The sequence below is a fragment of the Pseudomonas sp. FBCC-B1667 genome, from assembly GCF_059133255.1.
The window spans coordinates 5,626,044-5,645,558 of the sequence record NZ_CP101437.1 but is presented as its reverse complement, the minus strand read 5'-3'; the positions used below and the strand labels follow the sequence as shown (position 1 = coordinate 5,645,558).

The 19,515-nt window shown below is 60.8% G+C and carries 17 protein-coding genes; 16 read left to right on the top strand and 1 reads right to left on the bottom strand.

Annotated features, from left to right (window positions below):
- Positions 1–120: 120 nt before the first annotated feature.
- The 16 genes from mraZ to lpxC all read left to right on the top strand — a co-directional run bounded on the left by mraZ (position 121) and on the right by lpxC (position 17,937).
- Positions 121–576 (top strand): division/cell wall cluster transcriptional repressor MraZ, encoded by a 456-nt coding sequence (mraZ, locus tag NL116_RS26065; RefSeq protein ID WP_008147486.1) that lies wholly within the window; start codon positions 121–123, stop codon positions 574–576.
- Complete coding sequence (gene rsmH / locus NL116_RS26060; protein ID WP_494374651.1) at positions 573–1,520, top strand: 16S rRNA (cytosine(1402)-N(4))-methyltransferase RsmH; 948 nt, start codon at positions 573–575, stop codon at positions 1,518–1,520. The genes mraZ and rsmH overlap by 4 nt, the downstream gene beginning before the upstream one ends.
- Positions 1,517–1,810, top strand: a complete 294-nt coding sequence (gene ftsL / locus NL116_RS26055) for a cell division protein FtsL (RefSeq protein WP_123435077.1) — start codon at positions 1,517–1,519, stop codon at positions 1,808–1,810. Before rsmH ends, ftsL begins: the two co-directional genes overlap by 4 nt.
- On the top strand, positions 1,810–3,549 hold the full coding sequence (locus tag NL116_RS26050; protein ID WP_494378136.1) for a peptidoglycan D,D-transpeptidase FtsI family protein: 1,740 nt from the start codon (positions 1,810–1,812) through the stop codon (positions 3,547–3,549). The genes ftsL and NL116_RS26050 overlap by 1 nt, the downstream gene beginning before the upstream one ends.
- Positions 3,549–5,012 carry a UDP-N-acetylmuramoyl-L-alanyl-D-glutamate--2,6-diaminopimelate ligase gene (locus NL116_RS26045; RefSeq protein ID WP_494374650.1) on the top strand — a complete coding sequence of 488 codons (1,464 nt, stop codon included), beginning with the start codon at positions 3,549–3,551 and terminating at the stop codon, positions 5,010–5,012. The genes NL116_RS26050 and NL116_RS26045 overlap by 1 nt, the downstream gene beginning before the upstream one ends.
- Positions 5,005–6,372 (top strand): UDP-N-acetylmuramoyl-tripeptide--D-alanyl-D-alanine ligase, encoded by a 1,368-nt coding sequence (locus NL116_RS26040; RefSeq protein ID WP_494374649.1) that lies wholly within the window; start codon positions 5,005–5,007, stop codon positions 6,370–6,372. The genes NL116_RS26045 and NL116_RS26040 overlap by 8 nt, the downstream gene beginning before the upstream one ends.
- Positions 6,372–7,454, top strand: a complete 1,083-nt coding sequence (mraY, locus tag NL116_RS26035) for a phospho-N-acetylmuramoyl-pentapeptide-transferase (RefSeq protein WP_123435073.1) — start codon at positions 6,372–6,374, stop codon at positions 7,452–7,454. Before NL116_RS26040 ends, mraY begins: the two co-directional genes overlap by 1 nt.
- Positions 7,455–7,460: 6 nt before the next feature.
- A complete protein-coding gene (murD, locus tag NL116_RS26030) occupies positions 7,461–8,807 on the top strand; it encodes a UDP-N-acetylmuramoyl-L-alanine--D-glutamate ligase (RefSeq protein ID WP_494374648.1) in 1,347 nt (448 codons plus the stop codon).
- Positions 8,804–10,021 carry a putative lipid II flippase FtsW gene (gene ftsW / locus NL116_RS26025; RefSeq protein WP_027922690.1) on the top strand — a complete coding sequence of 406 codons (1,218 nt, stop codon included), beginning with the start codon at positions 8,804–8,806 and terminating at the stop codon, positions 10,019–10,021. The genes murD and ftsW overlap by 4 nt, the downstream gene beginning before the upstream one ends.
- Positions 10,011–11,081, top strand: coding sequence for an undecaprenyldiphospho-muramoylpentapeptide beta-N-acetylglucosaminyltransferase (gene murG, locus NL116_RS26020; protein ID WP_494374647.1), 1,071 nt, complete (start codon positions 10,011–10,013; stop codon positions 11,079–11,081). Before ftsW ends, murG begins: the two co-directional genes overlap by 11 nt.
- The gene (gene murC / locus NL116_RS26015) at positions 11,074–12,534 is read left to right on the top strand and encodes a UDP-N-acetylmuramate--L-alanine ligase (protein ID WP_494374646.1); all 1,461 of its coding nucleotides are present in this window, start codon (positions 11,074–11,076) and stop codon (positions 12,532–12,534) included. Before murG ends, murC begins: the two co-directional genes overlap by 8 nt.
- Positions 12,531–13,499, top strand: a complete 969-nt coding sequence (locus tag NL116_RS26010) for a D-alanine--D-alanine ligase (RefSeq protein ID WP_494374645.1) — start codon at positions 12,531–12,533, stop codon at positions 13,497–13,499. The genes murC and NL116_RS26010 overlap by 4 nt, the downstream gene beginning before the upstream one ends.
- A 4-nt stretch (positions 13,500–13,503) precedes the next feature.
- The gene (locus NL116_RS26005) at positions 13,504–14,373 is read left to right on the top strand and encodes a cell division protein FtsQ/DivIB (RefSeq protein WP_494374644.1); all 870 of its coding nucleotides are present in this window, start codon (positions 13,504–13,506) and stop codon (positions 14,371–14,373) included.
- Between the two features lie 15 nt (positions 14,374–14,388).
- On the top strand, positions 14,389–15,648 hold the full coding sequence (ftsA, locus tag NL116_RS26000; protein WP_427630006.1) for a cell division protein FtsA: 1,260 nt from the start codon (positions 14,389–14,391) through the stop codon (positions 15,646–15,648).
- A gap of 71 nt (positions 15,649–15,719) precedes the next feature.
- Positions 15,720–16,913, top strand: coding sequence for a cell division protein FtsZ (ftsZ, locus tag NL116_RS25995; RefSeq protein WP_494374643.1), 1,194 nt, complete (start codon positions 15,720–15,722; stop codon positions 16,911–16,913).
- Positions 16,914–17,025: 112 nt separating this feature from the next.
- Positions 17,026–17,937 carry a UDP-3-O-acyl-N-acetylglucosamine deacetylase gene (lpxC, locus tag NL116_RS25990; protein ID WP_008060300.1) on the top strand — a complete coding sequence of 304 codons (912 nt, stop codon included), beginning with the start codon at positions 17,026–17,028 and terminating at the stop codon, positions 17,935–17,937.
- A gap of 72 nt (positions 17,938–18,009) precedes the next feature.
- Here the strand turns inward: lpxC and NL116_RS25985 are convergent, their stop codons facing one another.
- The gene (locus NL116_RS25985; protein WP_494378135.1) at positions 18,010–19,458 is read right to left on the bottom strand and encodes a GGDEF domain-containing protein; all 1,449 of its coding nucleotides are present in this window, start codon (positions 19,456–19,458) and stop codon (positions 18,010–18,012) included.
- Positions 19,459–19,515 lie beyond the last annotated feature (57 nt).

The window sequence follows — 19,515 nt, the reverse complement described above, 5'->3', positions numbered from 1 at the left end:
TCCTTTAATCCGCGCCTTGACGGTGCGGTGGCCGCATTCCTATAGTGTGCGCAAGTGGCGGAAAGTGGCATGAAGTGGGTTTTTTTAACGTAAAACGCTAAAATTTGGAGAACCGCTGACGTGTTTCGCGGAGCTAACGCTATCAGTCTCGATGCAAAGGGCCGTCTCGCCATGCCGAGCCGGTACCGTGACGAGCTCGTTTCGCGTAGTTCCGGTCAGTTAATCGTCACAATCGACGCCGTTGATCCATGTTTGTGTGTTTACCCCCTCGATGAGTGGGAAATTATTGAAACCAAACTGCGCGCACTGCCTTCTCTTCGCGAAGAGAACCGCCGCCTGCAACGTTTACTGATTGGTAATGCCGTCGACCTCGAGCTCGATGGCAGTGGTCGTTTTCTGGTTCCACCGCGTCTTCGTGAATATGCCAAGTTGGATAAACGCGCGATGTTGGTAGGCCAACTTAACAAGTTCCAATTATGGGACGAGGATGCCTGGGATGCGGTTTCTGCCGCTGACCTGGCTGCTATTCAACAACCGGGCGCCATGCCTGACGAACTGCGTGATTTGATCCTGTGACTATTGATAGCGGCTTTAACCACATCACCGTACTGCTTGACGAAGCCGTCGAGGCTCTTGCCGTACGTCCTGATGGCTGCTATCTGGACGGTACGTTCGGGCGCGGCGGTCACAGCCGGCTGATCTTGAGTCAGCTGGGGCCTGATGGCCGGTTGCTTGGATTTGACAAGGATCCTCAAGCAATTGCCACCGGGCAGACGCTAGCGGCCGAAGACGGCCGCTTTGTCGTTGTGCAGCGCAGCTTTGCCGAGCTCGGTTCAGAAGTCGCCGATCGCGGTCTGGCCGGCAAGGTCAGCGGCGTTTTGCTCGACCTCGGCGTGTCTTCGCCGCAGCTCGATGACCCTGAGCGCGGCTTCAGTTTCCTCAATGACGGCCCGCTGGACATGCGCATGGACCCGTCCCGCGGGATCAGCGCCGCGGAGTTCGTCAACACCGCGCCGGTGGAAGAAATCGCTCGTGTGTTCAAAGAGTACGGCGAAGAACGTTTCTCCGGGCGTATGGCCCGTGCCGTGGTAGAGCGCCGCGACATCAAGCCGTTCGAGCGAACCGCTGATCTGGCCGAAGTCCTGAAAGTCGCCAACCCGGCGTGGGAAAAGGGCAAGAACCCGGCGACCCGTGCATTCCAGGGCCTGCGCATTCACGTCAATAACGAATTGGGCGATCTGGAAGCCGGCCTCGAAGCGGCTCTGGAATGCCTGGAAGTCGGCGGTCGCCTGGTCGTCATCAGCTTCCACTCGCTGGAAGATCGCATCGTCAAGCTGTTCATGCGCAAACTGGTTAAAGGTGAAGCCGACAACTTGCCGCGCAATCTGCCGGTACGTCATGTCGCCTTCGAACCGATCATCAAGATCCATGGCAAAGCGCAGTCCGCCTCCGAGGCCGAACTCAAAGCCAACCCACGTTCCCGCAGCGCCGTCATGCGCGTCGCGGAGAAGCTGCGGTGAGCAAGCTTTTCGCCAAGCCCCTGCCCGGCGGAAGCTTTTTCATGCTGCTGCTGTTTCTGGCCGTGCTCGTTTCGGCGATCGGCGTGTCGTACAGCGCTCACTGGAACCGTCAGCTTTTGAACTCGCTGTACAACGAATTGAGCGTGCGTGACAAGGCGCAGGCCGAGTGGGGCCGCCTGATTCTCGAACAGAGCACCTGGACCGCCCACAGCCGTATCGAAGTGCTGGCCACCGAACAACTGAAGATGCGCATTCCCGGCGCCGCTGAAGTGCAGATGGTGACGCCATGATGAAACTCGAAGGGGCAATGTTCCCATGGCGTTTCCGCGTGGTGCTGGGGCTTCTCGGCATCATGGTTGCGGCGATCTCCTGGCGCATCATCGACCTGCAAGTCATCGACCGTGCGTTCCTTAAAGGTCAGGGCGATGCGCGCAGTGTTCGTCATATTCCTATTCCCGCCCACCGTGGTCTGATCACCGACCGAAACGGCGAGCCGCTGGCCGTGAGTACGCCGGTCACCACGCTGTGGGCCAACGCCAAGGAAATGCAAACGGCCAAGGAAAAATGGCCGGCACTTGCGGCGTCGCTGGGTCAGGACCCGAAAGCCCTGGCTGAGCGTCTCGAAGCCCAGGCCAACAAAGAATTCATCTATCTGGTGCGCGGGCTGACCCCTGAGCAAGGCCAGTCAGTGCTCGACCTGAAAGTACCCGGCGTCTACGGCATTGAAGAGTTCCGGCGCTTCTACCCGGCCGGTGAAGTGACCGCGCACATGGTCGGATTTACCGACATCGATGACCACGGTCGTGAAGGGGTCGAACTGGCTTATGACGAATGGCTCGCCGGGGTCGCCGGCAAGCGTCAGGTCATCAAGGATCGGCGCGGAAGGCTGATCAAAGATGTCCAGGTCACCAAAAACGCCAAGGCCGGCAAGCCCTTGGCGTTGTCCATTGACCTGCGCCTGCAATACCTGGCCAACCGCGAACTGCGTAACGCGATCATCGAGAACGGCGCCAAGGCTGGCAGCCTGGTGATCATGGACGTGAAGACCGGCGAGATCCTCGCGATGGTCAACCAGCCGACCTACAACCCGAACAACCGTCGCAACCTGCAACCGGCGATGATGCGTAACCGCGCGATGATCGACGTGTTCGAACCGGGTTCGACCATGAAAGCGATCTCGATGAGTGCCGCGATCGAAACCGGTCGCTGGAAACCGAGCGATACCGTCGAGGTGTACCCGGGCTCCTTGCAGATCGGCAAATACACCATTAAAGACGTATCCAAGACCGAAGGCCCGGTGCTCGACCTGACCGGGATTCTGATCAACTCCAGTAACGTCGGCATGAGTAAGGTTGCGTTCGATATCGGCGGCGAAACGATTTTCCGTCTGGCGCAAAAAGTCGGCCTCGGCCAGGACACCGGCCTCGGCTTCCCTGGCGAGCGTGTCGGCAACCTGCCGAACTACCGCGAATGGCGCAAGGCTGAAACCGCCACGCTGTCCTACGGCTACGGTATTTCCGTGACGGCTATCCAGCTGGTTCACGCCTTCTCGGCGCTGGCCAACAACGGTCGCCTCGCACCGCTGACCCTGATCAAAACCGACACGCCGCCGCAGACCACGCAAGTGCTGCCGGAAGCCGTCGCAAAGACCATGCAAGGCATGCTGACCCAGGTGATCGAAGCCCCGCGCGGCGTGTTCCGTGCGCAGGTGCCGGCGTACCACGTCGCCGGCAAGTCGGGTACTGCACGTAAAACGTCGGTGGGTACCAAGGGCTACGCCGAGAACTCCTACCGCTCGCTGTTCGCCGGCTTCGGCCCGATGAGCGATCCGCGTTACGCAATCGTCGTGGTGATCGACGAACCGACCAAGGCCGGTTACTTCGGTGGTCTGGTCTCGGCGCCAGTGTTCAGCAAAGTGATGTCCGGGACGCTGCGCCTGATGAACATCACGCCGGACAACCTGCCGCCGACGCAAACCGCGAATGCCACCCCCGTTGTTCCGCTGAAAGCCAATGGAGGGCGCGGCTGATGTCTCTAAGTCTGAATAAAATTTTCGCCCACGCCGGCCGTGATCTGTTGATCCGCGAATTGGCACTCGACAGCCGCAACGTGCGCGCTGGCGACTTGTTTCTCGCTGTGCCTGGCGGTCGCTACGACGGTCGTGCGCACATCGCCGACGCGCTGCAACGCGGCGCTGCCGCCGTGGCGTATGAAGTCGAGGGCTCGACCGTATTGCCGATCACCGACGTGCCGATGATTCCGGTCAAAGGCCTGGCCGCGCAGCTGTCGGACATCGCCGGGCGTTTTTATGGCGACCCGAGCCGTCACTTGAATCTGGTGGGCGTGACCGGCACCAACGGCAAAACCAGCGTGACCCAATTGGTGGCCCAGGCGCTTGATCTGCTGGGTCAGCACTGTGGCATCGTCGGCACATTGGGCTCCGGTTTCTACGGCGCGCTGGAAAGTGGCCTGCACACCACACCGAATCCGATTGCCGTGCAAGCGACCCTGGCCGACCTGAAAAAGGCCGGCGCGAAAGCGGTCGCCATGGAAGTCTCGTCTCACGGTCTGGATCAGGGGCGCGTCACCGCGCTGGCGTTTGACGTGGCGGTGATGACCAACCTGTCCCGCGATCACCTTGATTACCACGGCACCATGCAGGCCTACGGCGAAGCCAAGGCCAAGCTGTTCGCCTGGAACGATTTGAAGTGCCGGGTGGTGAACCTCGATGACGATTTCGGCCGGCAACTGGCCGCCGAAAAACGTGAGTCGCGCTTGATCACCTACAGCCTGGAAGACAGCAGCGCCTACCTGTATTGCCGTGAAGCGCAATTCGACGACGAAGGCGTGCGCGCCACATTGGTGACGCCGCAGGGCGAGCACCATTTGCGCAGCGCCTTGCTCGGCCGCTTCAACCTGAGCAACGTGCTGGCCGCAGTCGGCGCGTTGCTTGAGCTGGATTATGCGCTGGACGAAATTCTTAACGTCCTGCCGAAGCTCGAAGGCCCGGCCGGTCGCATGCAGCGCCTCGGTGGCGGCACTCAACCGCTGGTGGTGGTCGATTACGCCCACACCCCGGATGCGCTGGAAAAAGTCTTGATGGCCTTGCGTCCACACGCCAAGGGTCGCTTGCTGTGCCTGTTCGGCTGCGGCGGCGATCGTGATCGCGGCAAGCGTCCGCTGATGGCCGAAGTGGTCGAACGTCTGGCCGACGGCGTACTGGTCACCGATGACAACCCACGTACCGAAGACCCGTCTGTGATCTTCGACGACATCCGCGCCGGCTTCACGGCTGTGGATAAAGTGACGTTTGTGGCAGGTCGTGGGCAGGCGATTGCCCAGTTGATCGCGGGTGCTTCGGCGGATGACGTGATTGTCCTGGCGGGTAAAGGTCACGAGGACTATCAGGAAATCAACGGCGAGCGTCACGACTTCTCCGATCTGGTCGAGGCCGGTCACGCCCTGACCGCTTGGGAGGTGGCTCATGCTTAAAGCCTTGAAACTGAGCGAACTGACCGGCGCATTGAATGGCCAACTGCGGGTGGCCGATGCCACGTTCGATGGCGTCAGCATCGATAGCCGTGCGATCAAGCCCGGCCAACTGTTTATAGCCCTGACCGGCCCGCGTTTCGACGGTCATGACTACTTGAACGACGTGGCCAGCAAAGGCGCCGTGGCTGCATTGGTCGAGCGTGAAGTCGCCGACAGCGCGTTGCCACAACTGCTGGTCAACGACACCCGTCTGGCCCTCGGCCAACTGGGCGCACTGAACCGTGCGGCATTCACCCATCCGGTCGCGGCCGTCACCGGTTCCAGCGGCAAGACCACGGTCAAGGAAATGCTCGCCAGCATCCTGCGCACGCGCGGTCCGGTGTTGGCCACCCGTGGCAACCTGAACAACGACCTCGGCGTGCCGCTGACCTTGCTCGAACTCGCGCCGGAACACACCGCCGCCGTGATCGAGCTCGGTGCCTCGCGCCTGGGCGAAATCGCCTACACCGTGGGCATGGCCAAACCGCATGTGGCCATCCTCAACAATGCCGGCACCGCTCACGTTGGCGAGTTTGGCGGGCCGGAAAAAATCGTTGAAGCCAAAGGCGAAATTATCGAAGGGCTCGAGGCCGATGGCATCGCCGTTCTTAATCTCGACGACAAGGCTTTTCAAATCTGGAAGACCCGCGCGGCCGGTCGCAAAGTGCTGACGTTTGCCCTGAGCAACCTCAGCGCCGACTTCTACGCCAGTGACCTGGACCGCGACGCTCGCGGCTGCCCGGCGTTCAACCTGCACACGCCTGACGGTGTGGAGCGTGTTCAACTGAACTTGCTTGGCACGCATAACGTCGCCAACGCCATGGCCGCTGCCGCTGCCGCTCACGCCTTGGGCGTGTCGCTGTTCGGCATCGCCACCGGCCTGGCCGCCGTGCAACCGGTCAAGGGCCGCACCGTCGCGCAACTGGCCACTAACGGCATGCGCGTGATTGATGACACCTACAACGCAAACCCGACCTCCATGTGCGCTGCCGTTGATATACTCGCCGGCTTTTCCGGTCGCACCGTTCTGGTGCTCGGGGATATCGGCGAGTTGGGCGAATGGGCAGAGCAGGGGCACCGCGAAGTGGGCGAGTACGCCCGCGGCAAGGTTTCCGCGCTTTACGCCGTCGGACCCATGATGGTTCACGCCGTGAACGCTTTTGGCGAGCAGGCCTTTCACTTCAGCACTCAGGCTGAACTGATCAAGGCCCTGGGCGCCGAGCAAGACACCAACACCACCATTTTGATCAAGGGCTCGCGCAGCGCTGCGATGGAAAACATCGTCGCCGCTTTGTGCGGATCCAGTCTGGAGAAACATTAATGCTGCTGCTGCTAGCGGAGTATCTGCAACAGTTCTACAAAGGCTTCGCGGTCTTCCAGTACCTGACCCTGCGCGGGATTCTCGGTGTGCTGACTGCGCTGGTCTTGTCGCTGTGCTATGGCCCGTGGATGATCCGCACCCTGCAGAACCGTCAGATCGGCCAATCCGTTCGCAACGACGGTCCACAGTCGCACTTGTCCAAGTCGGGTACGCCGACCATGGGCGGCGCGCTGATCCTGTCGTCCATCGGCGTCAGCACCTTGCTCTGGGCTGATCTGAGCAACCGTTATGTCTGGACGGTGCTGCTGGTGACTTTGCTGTTCGGCGCGATCGGCTGGGTCGACGATTATCGCAAAGTGATCGAGAAGAACTCCCGTGGCTTGCCGAGTCGCTGGAAGTACTTCTGGCAGTCGGTGTTCGGTCTCGGCGCAGCGATCTTCCTTTATATGACTGCCGCCACCCCGGTGGAAACCACCCTGATCCTGCCGATGCTCAAGGATTACAGCATTCCGCTGGGCGCAGGCTTCATTGTCCTGACCTACTTCGTGATCGTCGGCTCGAGCAACGCGGTCAACCTGACTGACGGTCTCGATGGCCTGGCAATCATGCCGACCGTGATGGTCGGTGGCGGCCTGGGGATCTTCTGCTACCTGTCGGGTAACGTGAAATTCGCTGAATACCTGCTGATTCCTTATGTACCGGGCGCGGGTGAGCTGATCGTGTTCTGCGGCGCGCTGATTGGTGCGGGCCTCGGGTTCCTCTGGTTCAACACCTATCCGGCCCAGGTGTTCATGGGCGACGTTGGCGCACTGGCGCTCGGCGCGGCGCTGGGCACCATCGCGGTGATCGTCCGTCAGGAAATCGTCCTGTTCATCATGGGCGGCGTGTTCGTGATGGAGACCCTGTCGGTGGTCATCCAGGTGGCTTCTTTCAAGATGACCGGTCGCCGCGTGTTCCGCATGGCACCGATTCACCACCACTTTGAACTCAAGGGCTGGCCTGAGCCACGCGTGATTGTCCGTTTCTGGATCATCACCGTGATTCTCGTGCTGGTCGGCCTTGCCACCCTGAAGCTGAGGTAGAAACTCGTGTCTCTGATCGCTTCTGACCACTTCCGCATCGTTGTCGGCCTCGGCAAGAGCGGCATGTCCCTGGTTCGCTTCCTGGCGAACCGGGGCACGTCGTTTGCTGTGGCCGATACGCGGGAAAATCCACCGGAACTGGCCACGCTCAAGCGTGACTATCCGCACGTGGAAGTGCGTTGTGGCGAGCTGGACGTCGAGTTCCTGTGCCGTGCCGACGAGCTCTACGTGAGCCCCGGCCTGGCGCTGGCGACCCCGGCCCTGCAGGCTGCCGCCGCCCGTGGCGTGAAGTTGTCCGGTGACATCGAACTGTTCGCGCGTAACGCTAAGGCGCCGATTGTCGCCATCAGCGGTTCCAACGCGAAAAGCACCGTCACCACCCTGGTTGGCGACATGGCCGCTGCGGCGGGCAAGCGTGTGGCCGTCGGTGGCAACCTCGGCACGCCGGCACTGGACCTGCTCAGCGATGACATCGAGCTGTACGTCATGGAGTTGTCGAGCTTCCAGCTGGAAACCACCGATCAACTGAACGCCGAAGTAGCGACCGTGCTTAACGTCAGCGAAGACCACATGGACCGTTACAGCGGTCTGCCGGCCTATCACCTGGCCAAGCACCGGATCTTCCGTGGTGCCAGACAGTTTGTGGTCAACCGTCAGGACGCCCTGAGCCGTCCGTTGATGGGCGAGGGCCAGCCGTGCTGGACCTTCGGTTTGAGCAAACCTGATTTCAAGGCCTTCGGTATTCGCGAAGAAGACGGCGAGAAGTTCCTGGCCTTCGAATTCCAGAACCTGATGCCGGTGCGCGAGTTGAAAATTCGTGGCGCCCATAACCAGTCCAACGCCCTCGCAGCCTTGGCGCTGGGCCATGCGGTCGGTCTACCATTCGACGCCATGCTCACGGCCCTGCGCACCTTTGCCGGTCTCGAGCATCGCTGCCAATGGGTACGTGATCTGGACGGTGTCGGCTACTACAACGACTCCAAAGCCACCAACGTCGGTGCGGCCCTGGCGGCCATCGAAGGTTTGGGCGCGGACATCGACGGCAAGATCGTGCTGATCGCCGGTGGCGACGGCAAGGGGGCCGAGTTCAATGACCTGCGTGATCCGGTGGCTGCCAATTGCCGCGCCGTGATTCTGATGGGGCGTGACTCCGACAAGATCGGCCAGGCCCTCGGCGATGCCGTGCCGCTGATCCGCGTCGGTTCGCTGGTTGAGGCCGTGGAGCAATGCCGCGCGGCTGCCCACCCCGGTGACGTGGTGCTGCTGTCGCCGGCCTGCGCCAGTTTCGACATGTTCAAGAACTACGAAGACCGTGGTCACCAGTTCGTCCAAGCCGTGGAGGAACTGGCATGAGCCTGAGAAACATCATCAAGCCTTATCCGTCGCCGATCATCACCGGGCGCGGGGTCGACCTCGACTTCCCGATGCTCGCCGGTTGCCTGGCCTTGATCGGCCTGGGGCTGGTCATGATTGCATCGGCCTCGACCGAAGTGGCCGCAGTGCAATCGGGCAGTGCCCTGTATTACATGATCCGCCACCTTATCTACATCGTCCTTGGCCTGGGTGCCTGCGTCATCACCATGATGATTCCGATCGCCACCTGGCAACGCCTGGGCTGGCTGATGCTGCTGGGGGCATTCGGTCTGCTGGTGATGGTGATCATTCCCGGGATCGGCCGTGAAGTGAACGGTTCGATGCGCTGGATCGGTTTCAGTTTCTTCAACGTTCAGCCTTCCGAGATCGCCAAGGTGTTCGTGGTGATCTACCTCGCCGGCTATCTGGTGCGTCGCCAGAAAGAAGTGCGCGAAAGCTGGATGGGCTTCTTCAAGCCGTTCATCGTGCTGCTGCCAATGGCCGGTCTGTTGTTGATGGAACCGGACTTCGGTGCCACCGTCGTGATGATGGGGGCGGCGGCGGCCATGCTGTTCCTGGGCGGGGTCGGGCTGTTCCGGTTTTCCTTGATGGTGGTCCTGGCCGTCGCGGCGGTGGTGTTGTTGATTCAAGTGCAGCCGTATCGAATGGCGCGCCTGACCAACTTTGCCGACCCATGGGCCGACCAGTTTGGTGCCGGTTACCAATTGTCTCAGGCATTGATCGCGTTTGGTCGCGGCGAATGGCTGGGTGTTGGCCTGGGCAACAGCGTGCAGAAACAGTTCTACCTGCCGGAAGCCCACACTGACTTCGTGTTCTCGGTGCTGGCTGAAGAGCTGGGGGCCGTGGGCTCGTTGTGCACCGTGGCGCTGTTCGTCTTTGTCTGTATTCGTGGCATGTACATCGGTTATTGGGCCGAGAAGGCCAAGCAGTTCTTCGCTGCCTACATTGCTTACGGTCTGTCGTTCCTGTGGATTGGTCAGTTCCTGATCAACATCGGCGTGAACGTCGGCCTGCTGCCGACCAAAGGCCTGACCCTGCCGTTCCTCAGTTATGGCGGCAGTTCGTTGGTGATTTGCGGTGCCTGTCTTGGCTTGTTGCTGCGCATCGAGTGGGAAAGTCGAACGCACCTGGGCAGTGAAGAGATGGAGTTCCATGAGAGTGACTTCGCCGAGGAGCCACCCCATGGGCGCTAACGTATTGATCATGGCGGGCGGCACCGGGGGCCACGTGTTCCCGGCACTGGCTTGCGCTCGCGAATTCCAGGCCCGTGGTTACACCGTGCATTGGCTCGGGACGCCGCGCGGCATTGAGAACGACCTGGTGCCGATGGCCGGTATCGAACTGCATCGGATCAACGCCAGCGGCTTGCGCGGCAAGGGCAAATTGTCCCTGCTCAAGGCGCCGTTCATGTTGCTCAAATCTGTCTGGCAGGCGCGGGCGATCATTCGTCAGCTGCGGCCAGTGTGCGTGGTCGGCTTCGGTGGTTACGTGACCGGCCCTGGCGGCGTTGCCGCCAAACTGGCCGGTGTGCCAGTGATCGTTCACGAACAGAACGCCGTGGCCGGTACCGCCAATCGGTTGCTGGTGCCGTTGGCCGCTCGAGTCTGTGAAGCGTTCCCCGACACCTTTACCCTGTCGGACAGCCGTCGGACCACCGGTAATCCGGTGCGCCCCGAGCTGTTCCTCGAAACAGCACGACCAGCCCTGGCCGGTCGCAAGGCGCGTTTGCTGATCCTGGGTGGAAGCCTGGGCGCAGAACCGTTGAACAAATTGCTGCCTGAAGCCCTGTCGCAAGTCGCCCCTGACCTGCGTCCGGAAGTGTTTCATCAGGCCGGTAAAAACCACGATGAAGTGACTGCAGAGCGCTACCGCGCGGCTGGCGTCGAGGCGCAAGTGCAGCCTTTCATCAAAGACATGGCCCAAGCCTATGGCTGGGCCGACCTGGTGGTGTGCCGTGCAGGCGCGTTGACCATCAGTGAGCTGGCCGCCGCCGGTCTGCCCTCGATGCTGGTGCCTTTGCCCCACGCGATCGACGATCACCAGACCCGCAACGCCGATTATTTGGCCCGTGAAGGCGCTGCCTTCCTGATGCCGCAAAGAACGACTGGCGCAGCGGATCTTGCCGCTCGCCTGACAGAGGTCCTGATGCAACCACAACGACTCAACGATATGGCCACGGCCGCCCGCCGCCTTGCCAAACCCGATGCCACCCGTAACGTAGTCGATACCTGCCTGGAGGTGGCCCATGGTTGAGAATCAGAAAGCCATGCCGCAACCGGAAATGCGCCGCATCCGTAAAATCCACTTCGTCGGCATCGGCGGTGTGGGCATGTGCGGGATTGCTGAAGTGTTGTTGAACCTGGGCTATGACGTGTCCGGTTCCGACCTGAAGGCTTCGCCGGTCACCGAGCGCCTGGAATCTTTCGGCGCGCAGATCTTTATCGGCCACCGCGCCGAAAACGCTGCCGCTGCCGATGTGCTGGTGGTGTCGAGCGCCGTCAATACCTCCAACCCGGAAGTCGCGACAGCGCTGGAGCGCCGTATCCCGGTGGTACCGCGTGCCGAGATGCTGGCCGAGCTGATGCGCTACCGCCACGGCATCGCCGTCGCCGGTACCCACGGTAAAACCACCACCACCAGCCTGATCGCCTCGGTGTTCGCGGCCGGTGGCCTGGACCCGACGTTCGTCATCGGTGGCCGACTGAATGCAGCGGGCACCAATGCCCAGCTCGGCACCAGCCGTTACCTGATCGCCGAAGCCGACGAAAGCGACGCCAGTTTCCTGCACTTGCAGCCACTGGTGGCCGTGGTCACCAACATCGACGCCGACCACATGGCGACCTACGACGGTGACTTCAACAAACTGAAGAAAACCTTCGTCGAGTTCCTCCACAACCTGCCGTTCTACGGTCTGGCGGTGGTGTGCCTGGACGATCCGGTGGTGCGTGAAATCCTTCCGCTGGTCAAGCGCCCGACCGTTACCTACGGCTTCGGCGATGACTGCGACGTGCGCGCGATCAATGTGCGTCAGCAAGGCATGCAGACCTTCTTCACCGTGCTGCGCCCTGAGCGCGAGCCGCTGGATGTTTCCGTGAACATGCCGGGCAACCACAACGTATTGAATGCGCTGGCGACCATCTGCATCGCTTCTGACGAGGGCGTCAGCGATGAAGCCATCGTTCAGGGCCTGTCCGGGTTCCAGGGCGTTGGTCGACGCTTCCAGGTCTACGGCGAGCTGCCGGTCGAAGACGGCCACGTGATGCTGGTCGACGACTACGGTCACCACCCGACCGAAGTCGCCGCGGTGATCAAGGCCGTACGCGGTGGCTGGCCGGAGCGCCGTCTGGTGATGGTTTACCAGCCGCACCGTTACAGCCGCACCCGCGACCTGTACGACGATTTCGTCAATGTCCTGGCCGACGCCAACGTCTTGCTGTTGATGGAAGTGTATCCGGCTGGCGAAGAGCCGATCCCGGGCGCTGACAGTCGCAAGTTGTGCAACAGCATTCGTCAGCGCGGTCAGTTGGACCCGATCTACATCGAGCGCGGTGTCGACCTCGCGCCGCTGGTCAAGCCGTTGCTGCGTGCCGGCGACATCCTGCTGTGCCAAGGCGCCGGTGATATCGGTGGTCTGGCGCCAAAACTGTTGAACAGTCCGTTGTTCGCCGGTGCCGTTGCTGCGCCTGCCGTGGGGAAGTTGAAATGACTGCTGCTTACGCCAACCTCGTCTCCACCGTCGCGCCAAAGGATTTCGGCCGCGTCGCCGTGCTGTTCGGCGGCAAGAGTGCCGAGCGTGAGGTTTCGCTGAAGTCCGGTAACGCGGTTCTCGCGGCATTGCAAAGTGCCGGTGTGGACGCATTCGGTCTCGACGTCGGTGATGACCTGTTGCAGCGTTTGCTCAACGAAAAGATCGACCGCGCCTTCGTTATCCTCCACGGTCGTGGCGGTGAAGACGGCAGCATGCAGGGCCTGCTCGAATGCCTGGGCATTCCGTATACCGGCAGCGGCATTCTTGCCTCCGCGCTGGCCATGGACAAACTGCGCACCAAGCAGGTCTGGCACAGCCTGGGTATTCCGACGCCGCGTCACGCCGTCTTGAGCAGCGAGGCCGATTGTATTTCGGCAGCGACGGAACTGGGCTTCCCTTTGATCGTCAAACCGGCGCATGAAGGTTCAAGTATCGGTATGGCCAAAGTGAGTTCTGCGTCCGAGTTGATCGACGCCTGGAAAGCGGCCAGTACCTACGATTCGCAAGTGTTGGTCGAGCAATGGATTCACGGTCCGGAGTTCACCATCGCCACCCTGCGTGACCAGGTGTTGCCTCCGATTGCCCTGGGCACGACGCACAGCTTCTACGACTACGACGCCAAGTACATCGCCAACGATACCCAGTACCGCATTCCGTGCGGGCTGGACAGTACCAAGGAAAAGGAACTCATGGACCTCACGGCGAAAGCCTGCGAGGCGCTGGGTATCGCCGGTTGGGGCAGGGCAGACGTGATGCAGGACGCCGATGGGCAGTTCTGGTTCCTGGAAGTGAACACCGCGCCGGGCATGACAGATCACAGCCTGGTACCGATGGCGGCCCGTGCCGCCGGTCTGGATTTCCAGCAACTGGTTCTGGCGATTTTAGCCGCCAGCATTGCCGGCAATAACGAGCCGCGAGGGTAAGACCATGCAAGGCGCGCAGCTAAGACATCAGCCACCCCCAGCTCCCGGCCGCAAGCCGGTGCCACGGGGTGCCAGCCGAATGGTGGCGAAAGAGCCGATGTCGATGCGCCTGCCGAAAGCCAATTTTGGTTTTCTCAAAGCGTTGTTCTGGCCGGTGCTGTTGGTTGCGCTGGGGTTTGGCACTTACGAAGGGGCGCAACGGTTGCTGCCGTACGCCGACCGCCCGATCACCAAGATCAACGTGCAGGGCGACTTGAGTTACATCAGCCAGCAAGCCGTGCAGCAGCGGATCGCCCCGTACGTGGCGTCGAGTTTCTTCACCATCGACCTGGAGAGCATGCGCACCGAGCTTGAAACGATGCCATGGATCGCCCACGCCGAAGTGCGTCGGGTGTGGCCGGATCAAGTGGTGATCCGCCTGGAAGAACAACTGCCGGTGGCCCGTTGGGGCGATGAATCGCTGTTGAACAACCAGGGCCAGGCATTCACCCCGCGTGAGCTGGCGAACTACGAACACTTGCCACAGCTGTTCGGCCCCCAACGGGCTCAACAGCAGGTCATGCAGCAATACCAGGTGCTGAGCCAGATGCTCAGGCCGCTGGGCTTCTCGATTGCACGCCTGGAGTTGCGAGAACGCGGCAGCTGGTTCCTGACCACTGGTGCCGGCAGTGCCGGTCCGGGGATCGAACTGCTGTTGGGGCGCGGCAACCTGGTGGAGAAGATGCGCCGTTTCATTGCCATCTATGACAAGACGCTCAAAGAACAGATTACGAACATTGCGCGCATCGATCTGCGCTACGCCAACGGCCTCGCTGTTGGCTGGCGGGAACCTGTAGCGCCCACGATAGCCCAACCCGCTGTCGCGAAGAATTAAGAAGAGGCAGGACCCATGGCAAACGTGCAAAGCGGCAAAATGATCGTCGGTCTCGATATCGGCACCTCCAAGGTGGTGGCGCTGGTCGGCGAGGTCTCGGACGACGGCACGCTGGAAATCGTCGGGATCGGTACTCATCCGTCCCGTGGCCTGAAGAAAGGCGTGGTGGTGAACATCGAGTCCACCGTTCAGTCGATCCAGCGCGCTATCGAAGAAGCGCAGCTGATGGCCGGTTGCCGCATTCACTCGGCGTTTGTCGGCGTGGCCGGCAATCACATCCGCAGCCTGAACTCCCACGGCATCGTGGCGATTCGTGATCGCGAAGTCAGCGCGGCCGACCTTGAGCGCGTCCTCGACGCTGCCCAGGCTGTGGCGATCCCGGCTGACCAGCGCGTGCTGCACACCTTGCCACAGGATTACGTGATCGATAACCAGGAAGGCGTTCGTGAGCCACTGGGCATGTCTGGCGTACGTCTGGAAGCCAAGGTTCACGTGGTTACCTGCGCCGTCAACGCTGCACAGAACATTGAAAAATGCGTGCGTCGCTGCGGCCTGGAAATCGACGACATCATTCTTGAGCAACTGGCCTCGGCCTACTCTGTGCTGACCGACGACGAGAAAGAGCTGGGCGTGTGCCTGGTGGACATCGGCGGTGGCACCACCGACATCGCGATCTTCACCGAAGGCGCCATACGCCACACCGCGGTGATCCCGATTGCGGGCGATCAGGTGACCAACGACATCGCCATGGCGTTGCGTACCCCGACCCAGTACGCCGAAGAAATCAAGATTCGCTACGCCTGCGCCCTGGCCAAGCTGGCCGGTGCCGGCGAAACCATCAAGGTCCCAAGTGTTGGCGACCGTCCGCCGCGCGAGCTGTCCCGTCAGGCCCTGGCCGAAGTGGTCGAGCCGCGTTACGACGAGCTGTTCACGCTGATCCAGGCCGAACTGCGTCGCAGCGGCTACGAAGACCTGATCCCGGCCGGCATCGTGCTGACTGGCGGTACGTCGAAAATGGAAGGCGCCACCGAACTGGCCGAAGAGATTTTCCACATGCCGGTCCGCCTGGGCGTGCCGCATGGCGTCAAGGGCCTGGACGATGTGGTCCGCAACCCGATTTATTCCACCGGCGTTGGCCTGTTGATGTACGGCCTGCAAAAGCAGTCCGACGGGATTTCGTTCTCGGGCATCAGCAGCCGTGACAGCTACAGCAATGAAGAACCGAAAGCCGCCTTGCTCGATCGCATCAAGAGCTGGGTACAAGGCAACTTCTAAAGATTTATCGCAGCACCGTTGTAGATACAGGCAGTAGGCGAAAAAACTAGAGAATGTAAAGGAGAGGGAAAATGTTCGAACTCGTAGACAACATCCCCGCAAGCCCGGTTATTAAAGTTATCGGTGTTGGCGGAGGCGGCGGCAACGCTGTCAACCACATGGTCAAGAGCAACATTGAAGGCGTTGAATTCATCTGCGCCAACACTGATGCCCAGGCGCTGAAATCCATCGGCGCGCGTACCATCCTGCAACTGGGTACCGGTGTGACCAAAGGTCTGGGCGCCGGCGCCAACCCTGAAGTAGGTCGTCAGGCCGCTCTCGAAGACCGTGAGCGCATTGCCGAAGTCCTGCAGGGCACCAACATGGTGTTTATCACCACCGGCATGGGCGGCGGTACCGGTACCGGTGCGGCGCCAATCATTGCTGAAGTGGCCAAGGAAATGGGGATCCTCACCGTTGCGGTGGTGACTCGTCCGTTCCCGTTCGAAGGTCGCAAGCGCATGCAGATCGCCGACGAAGGCATCCGTCTGCTGTCCGAAAGCGTCGACTCGTTGATCACCATCCCCAACGAGAAGCTGCTGACCATCCTTGGCAAGGACGCAAGCCTGCTGTCCGCATTCGCCAAGGCTGACGATGTACTGGCCGGTGCCGTTCGCGGTATCTCCGACATCATCAAGCGTCCGGGCATGATCAACGTCGACTTCGCCGACGTCCGTACCGTGATGAGCGAAATGGGCATGGCGATGATGGGCACTGGCTGCGCCAGCGGTCCGAACCGTGCACGCGAGGCCACCGAAGCGGCCATTCGCAACCCGTTGCTCGAAGACGTGAACCTGCAAGGTGCACGCGGCATTCTGGTGAACATCACCGCCGGTCCTGACCTGTCCCTGGGTGAGTACTCCGACGTGGGTAGCATCATCGAAGCCTTCGCTTCCGAGCACGCCATGGTCAAGGTCGGTACCGTTATCGATCCGGACATGCGCGACGAGTTGCACGTGACGGTGGTTGCTACCGGTCTGGGCGCGAAAATCGAGAAGCCTGTGAAGGTCATCGACAACACCGTTCACACCTCGATGGCTTCCCAGCCGCAACAATCGGCGCCCGCTCGTCAGGATCAGCCAGCGGTGAACTACCGTGACCTGGACCGTCCGACCGTCATGCGCAACCAGGCTCAGGCCGGTGCTGCGACTGCCGCGAAGATGAATCCGCAAGATGATCTGGACTACCTGGACATCCCGGCATTCTTGCGTCGTCAGGCTGATTGATGGAATGTATCAGGGCTATGAAGTTGATTGGTGTTCAGCAAAGGTCTGGTCTGCTATCATCGCCAGCCTTTGTTGATACCAGTTCGCAATTTGCGCTGAAGCGGCCCAAGCCATGATTAAACAACGCACACTGAAAAATATTATCCGTGCCACAGGTGTAGGCCTGCACTCCGGGGAGAAGGTATACCTGACCCTCAAGCCCGCGCCTATCGACACCGGCATCGTGTTTTGTCGTGCTGACCTCGATCCTGTGGTGCAGATTCCTGCTCGCGCAGAAAACGTTGGCGAAACCACTATGTCGACCACATTGGTTAACGGTGACGTCAAAGTGGACACGGTGGAGCACTTGCTCTCGGCCATGGCTGGCCTGGGCATCGATAACGCCTACGTCGAGCTCTCCGCGTCCGAAGTACCGATCATGGATGGTAGCGCTGGACCTTTCGTATTCCTGATTCAATCGGCCGGCCTGGAAGAACAGGACGCAGCCAAGAAATTCATCCGGATCCTGCGGGAAGTGACAGTGGAAGACGGCGACAAGCGCGCCACTTTCGTCCCTTTCGAAGGTTTCAAGGTGAGTTTCGAGATCGATTTCGATCACCCGGTTTTCCGTGACCGCACACAAAGTGCAAGCGTGGATTTTTCCAGCACTTCGTTCGTAAAAGAAGTCAGCCGCGCCCGTACCTTTGGTTTCATGAGTGACATCGAGTACCTGCGCAAGCACAACCTCGCACTCGGCGGCAGTGTTGAAAACGCTATTGTGGTCGACGCGGATGGTGTACTGAACGAAGACGGCCTTCGCTATGAAGACGAATTCGTGAAGCACAAAATCCTCGATGCAATTGGTGACCTCTACCTGCTGGGCAATAGCCTGATTGGTGAGTTCAAGGGCTTCAAGTCCGGACATGCATTGAACAACCAGCTGCTGCGCAAGTTGATTGAGCAGACAGATGCTTGGGAAGTCGTGACTTTCGAAGACGCCAGCACTGCACCGATCTCTTACATGCGTCCCGTCGCGGCCGTGTAAGCAAAAAACCTCTCTAGTTTTTAAAGGCTGCCTTCGGGTGGCCTTTTTTTATGGCTGATCGTTCCCACGTTCTCACTGCGTAGCCACCACCCGATTGCGCCCGCCTTCCTTGGCCTGATACAGCGCCTTGTCCGCCGCAAACAGCAACTGCTCCAGACTGATTTCCTTTTCCGTCGTCCAGGTACTGATCCCGATACTGACAGTAATCGGTGTTTCAGCGCCCGCCACAAACGGCATCTGCTCTACCGCCACGCGGATTTTCTCGGCAATCTGCCGGGCCCCCGCATTGTCCGTTTCCGCCAGGATCACCGAAAACTCCTCTCCGCCGTACCGTGCCACCAAGTCCCCGGGACGCCGTACATTGGCGCAGATCACCTTGGCCACCGCCCGCAACGCATCGTCGCCACCCTGATGGCCATGGCGATCGTTGAACGCCTTGAAGTGGTCGGCGTCGACCATCAGCAGCGACAGCGGTTTGCCGGAGCGTTGGGCACGAAACCACTCATGGCGCAGCGTTTGGTCCAGGGTTCGCCGGTTGGCAACACCCGTCAAGGCATCTGTGGCGGCCAACAGCGCCAGTTCCTGTTCGGCGTGATGGCGCAGGCGAAGTTCGCGGCACAGCAACCAGGTCAGCCAGAGCAGCCCGATACACAACACACCGGTCGCACCGCTGATCACCAACGCAGTGCGCTTCCAGGTGGCGAACACCTCGTTGCCGGAGAGCGCGACGATGACCGTCAACGGTAAGTTGCCGACCCTGGAAAAGGTGTACAAGCGCTGTTCATGATCGACGCTCGACACGCTGTCGAAGCTGCCCGTGCCCTCCCGCAGGATGCGCATGACGTTGGGCCGACTGGCGAAATTCTTGCCGATGGGGTCGTTGATCAGGTGAGGCTTTTGCGCGAGCAGAATGCCGTCGTCATTGATGATGCTCAGGGTGCTGCCGTTGCCAATGTCCAGGCTGTTGAACAACTGTTCGAAGTACGCGAGACGCATCGACGCTACGGCGACGCCGAGAAACTCGCCAGTGGACGAGGAGATGCGGCGGCTGAAGCTGATCCGCCATTCCTCGCTGTCGTCGCAGTCGCAGCGAGGCTTGAACGGCCGGCTGATGAACATGCCGGTGTCGCTGTTAAACGCATGGGCGAGGAAATAGTCGCGGTCGGCAAAATTGCCGGGTTTGGGTTCGATCAGCGATGAGTCGGCGAGCACTTCGCCCTGCTTATTCAGCAACAGAATGTCGCCCTTGAAGCGCGCGGTGGTGGAACGGTCGAACAGCACCAGATGGCGAATCTGTGGTGAAACCTGTTTCAGGTCCTCCCGTTGTGAGGCCGCAATCAGGCCTTGCAGGGTCAAATCATAGAGCTCGACGGTGCGCAGTACGTCAGCGTCGATCAACTGCGCAATAGTGGTCGCGCTGCGGGTGGCCGCCTGTTGGGCGTTGGCGTGTTCACGGATCAGCAGGTAGGCAACGATGCTCAGAATCGCGATTACCGTCAGCAAGCTGCCAAGCATCACCATGAGCTCGGGTCGACCGGTCTTGCCTGAAAGGTGTTGAGGGTGGCTCACGGGCATGGG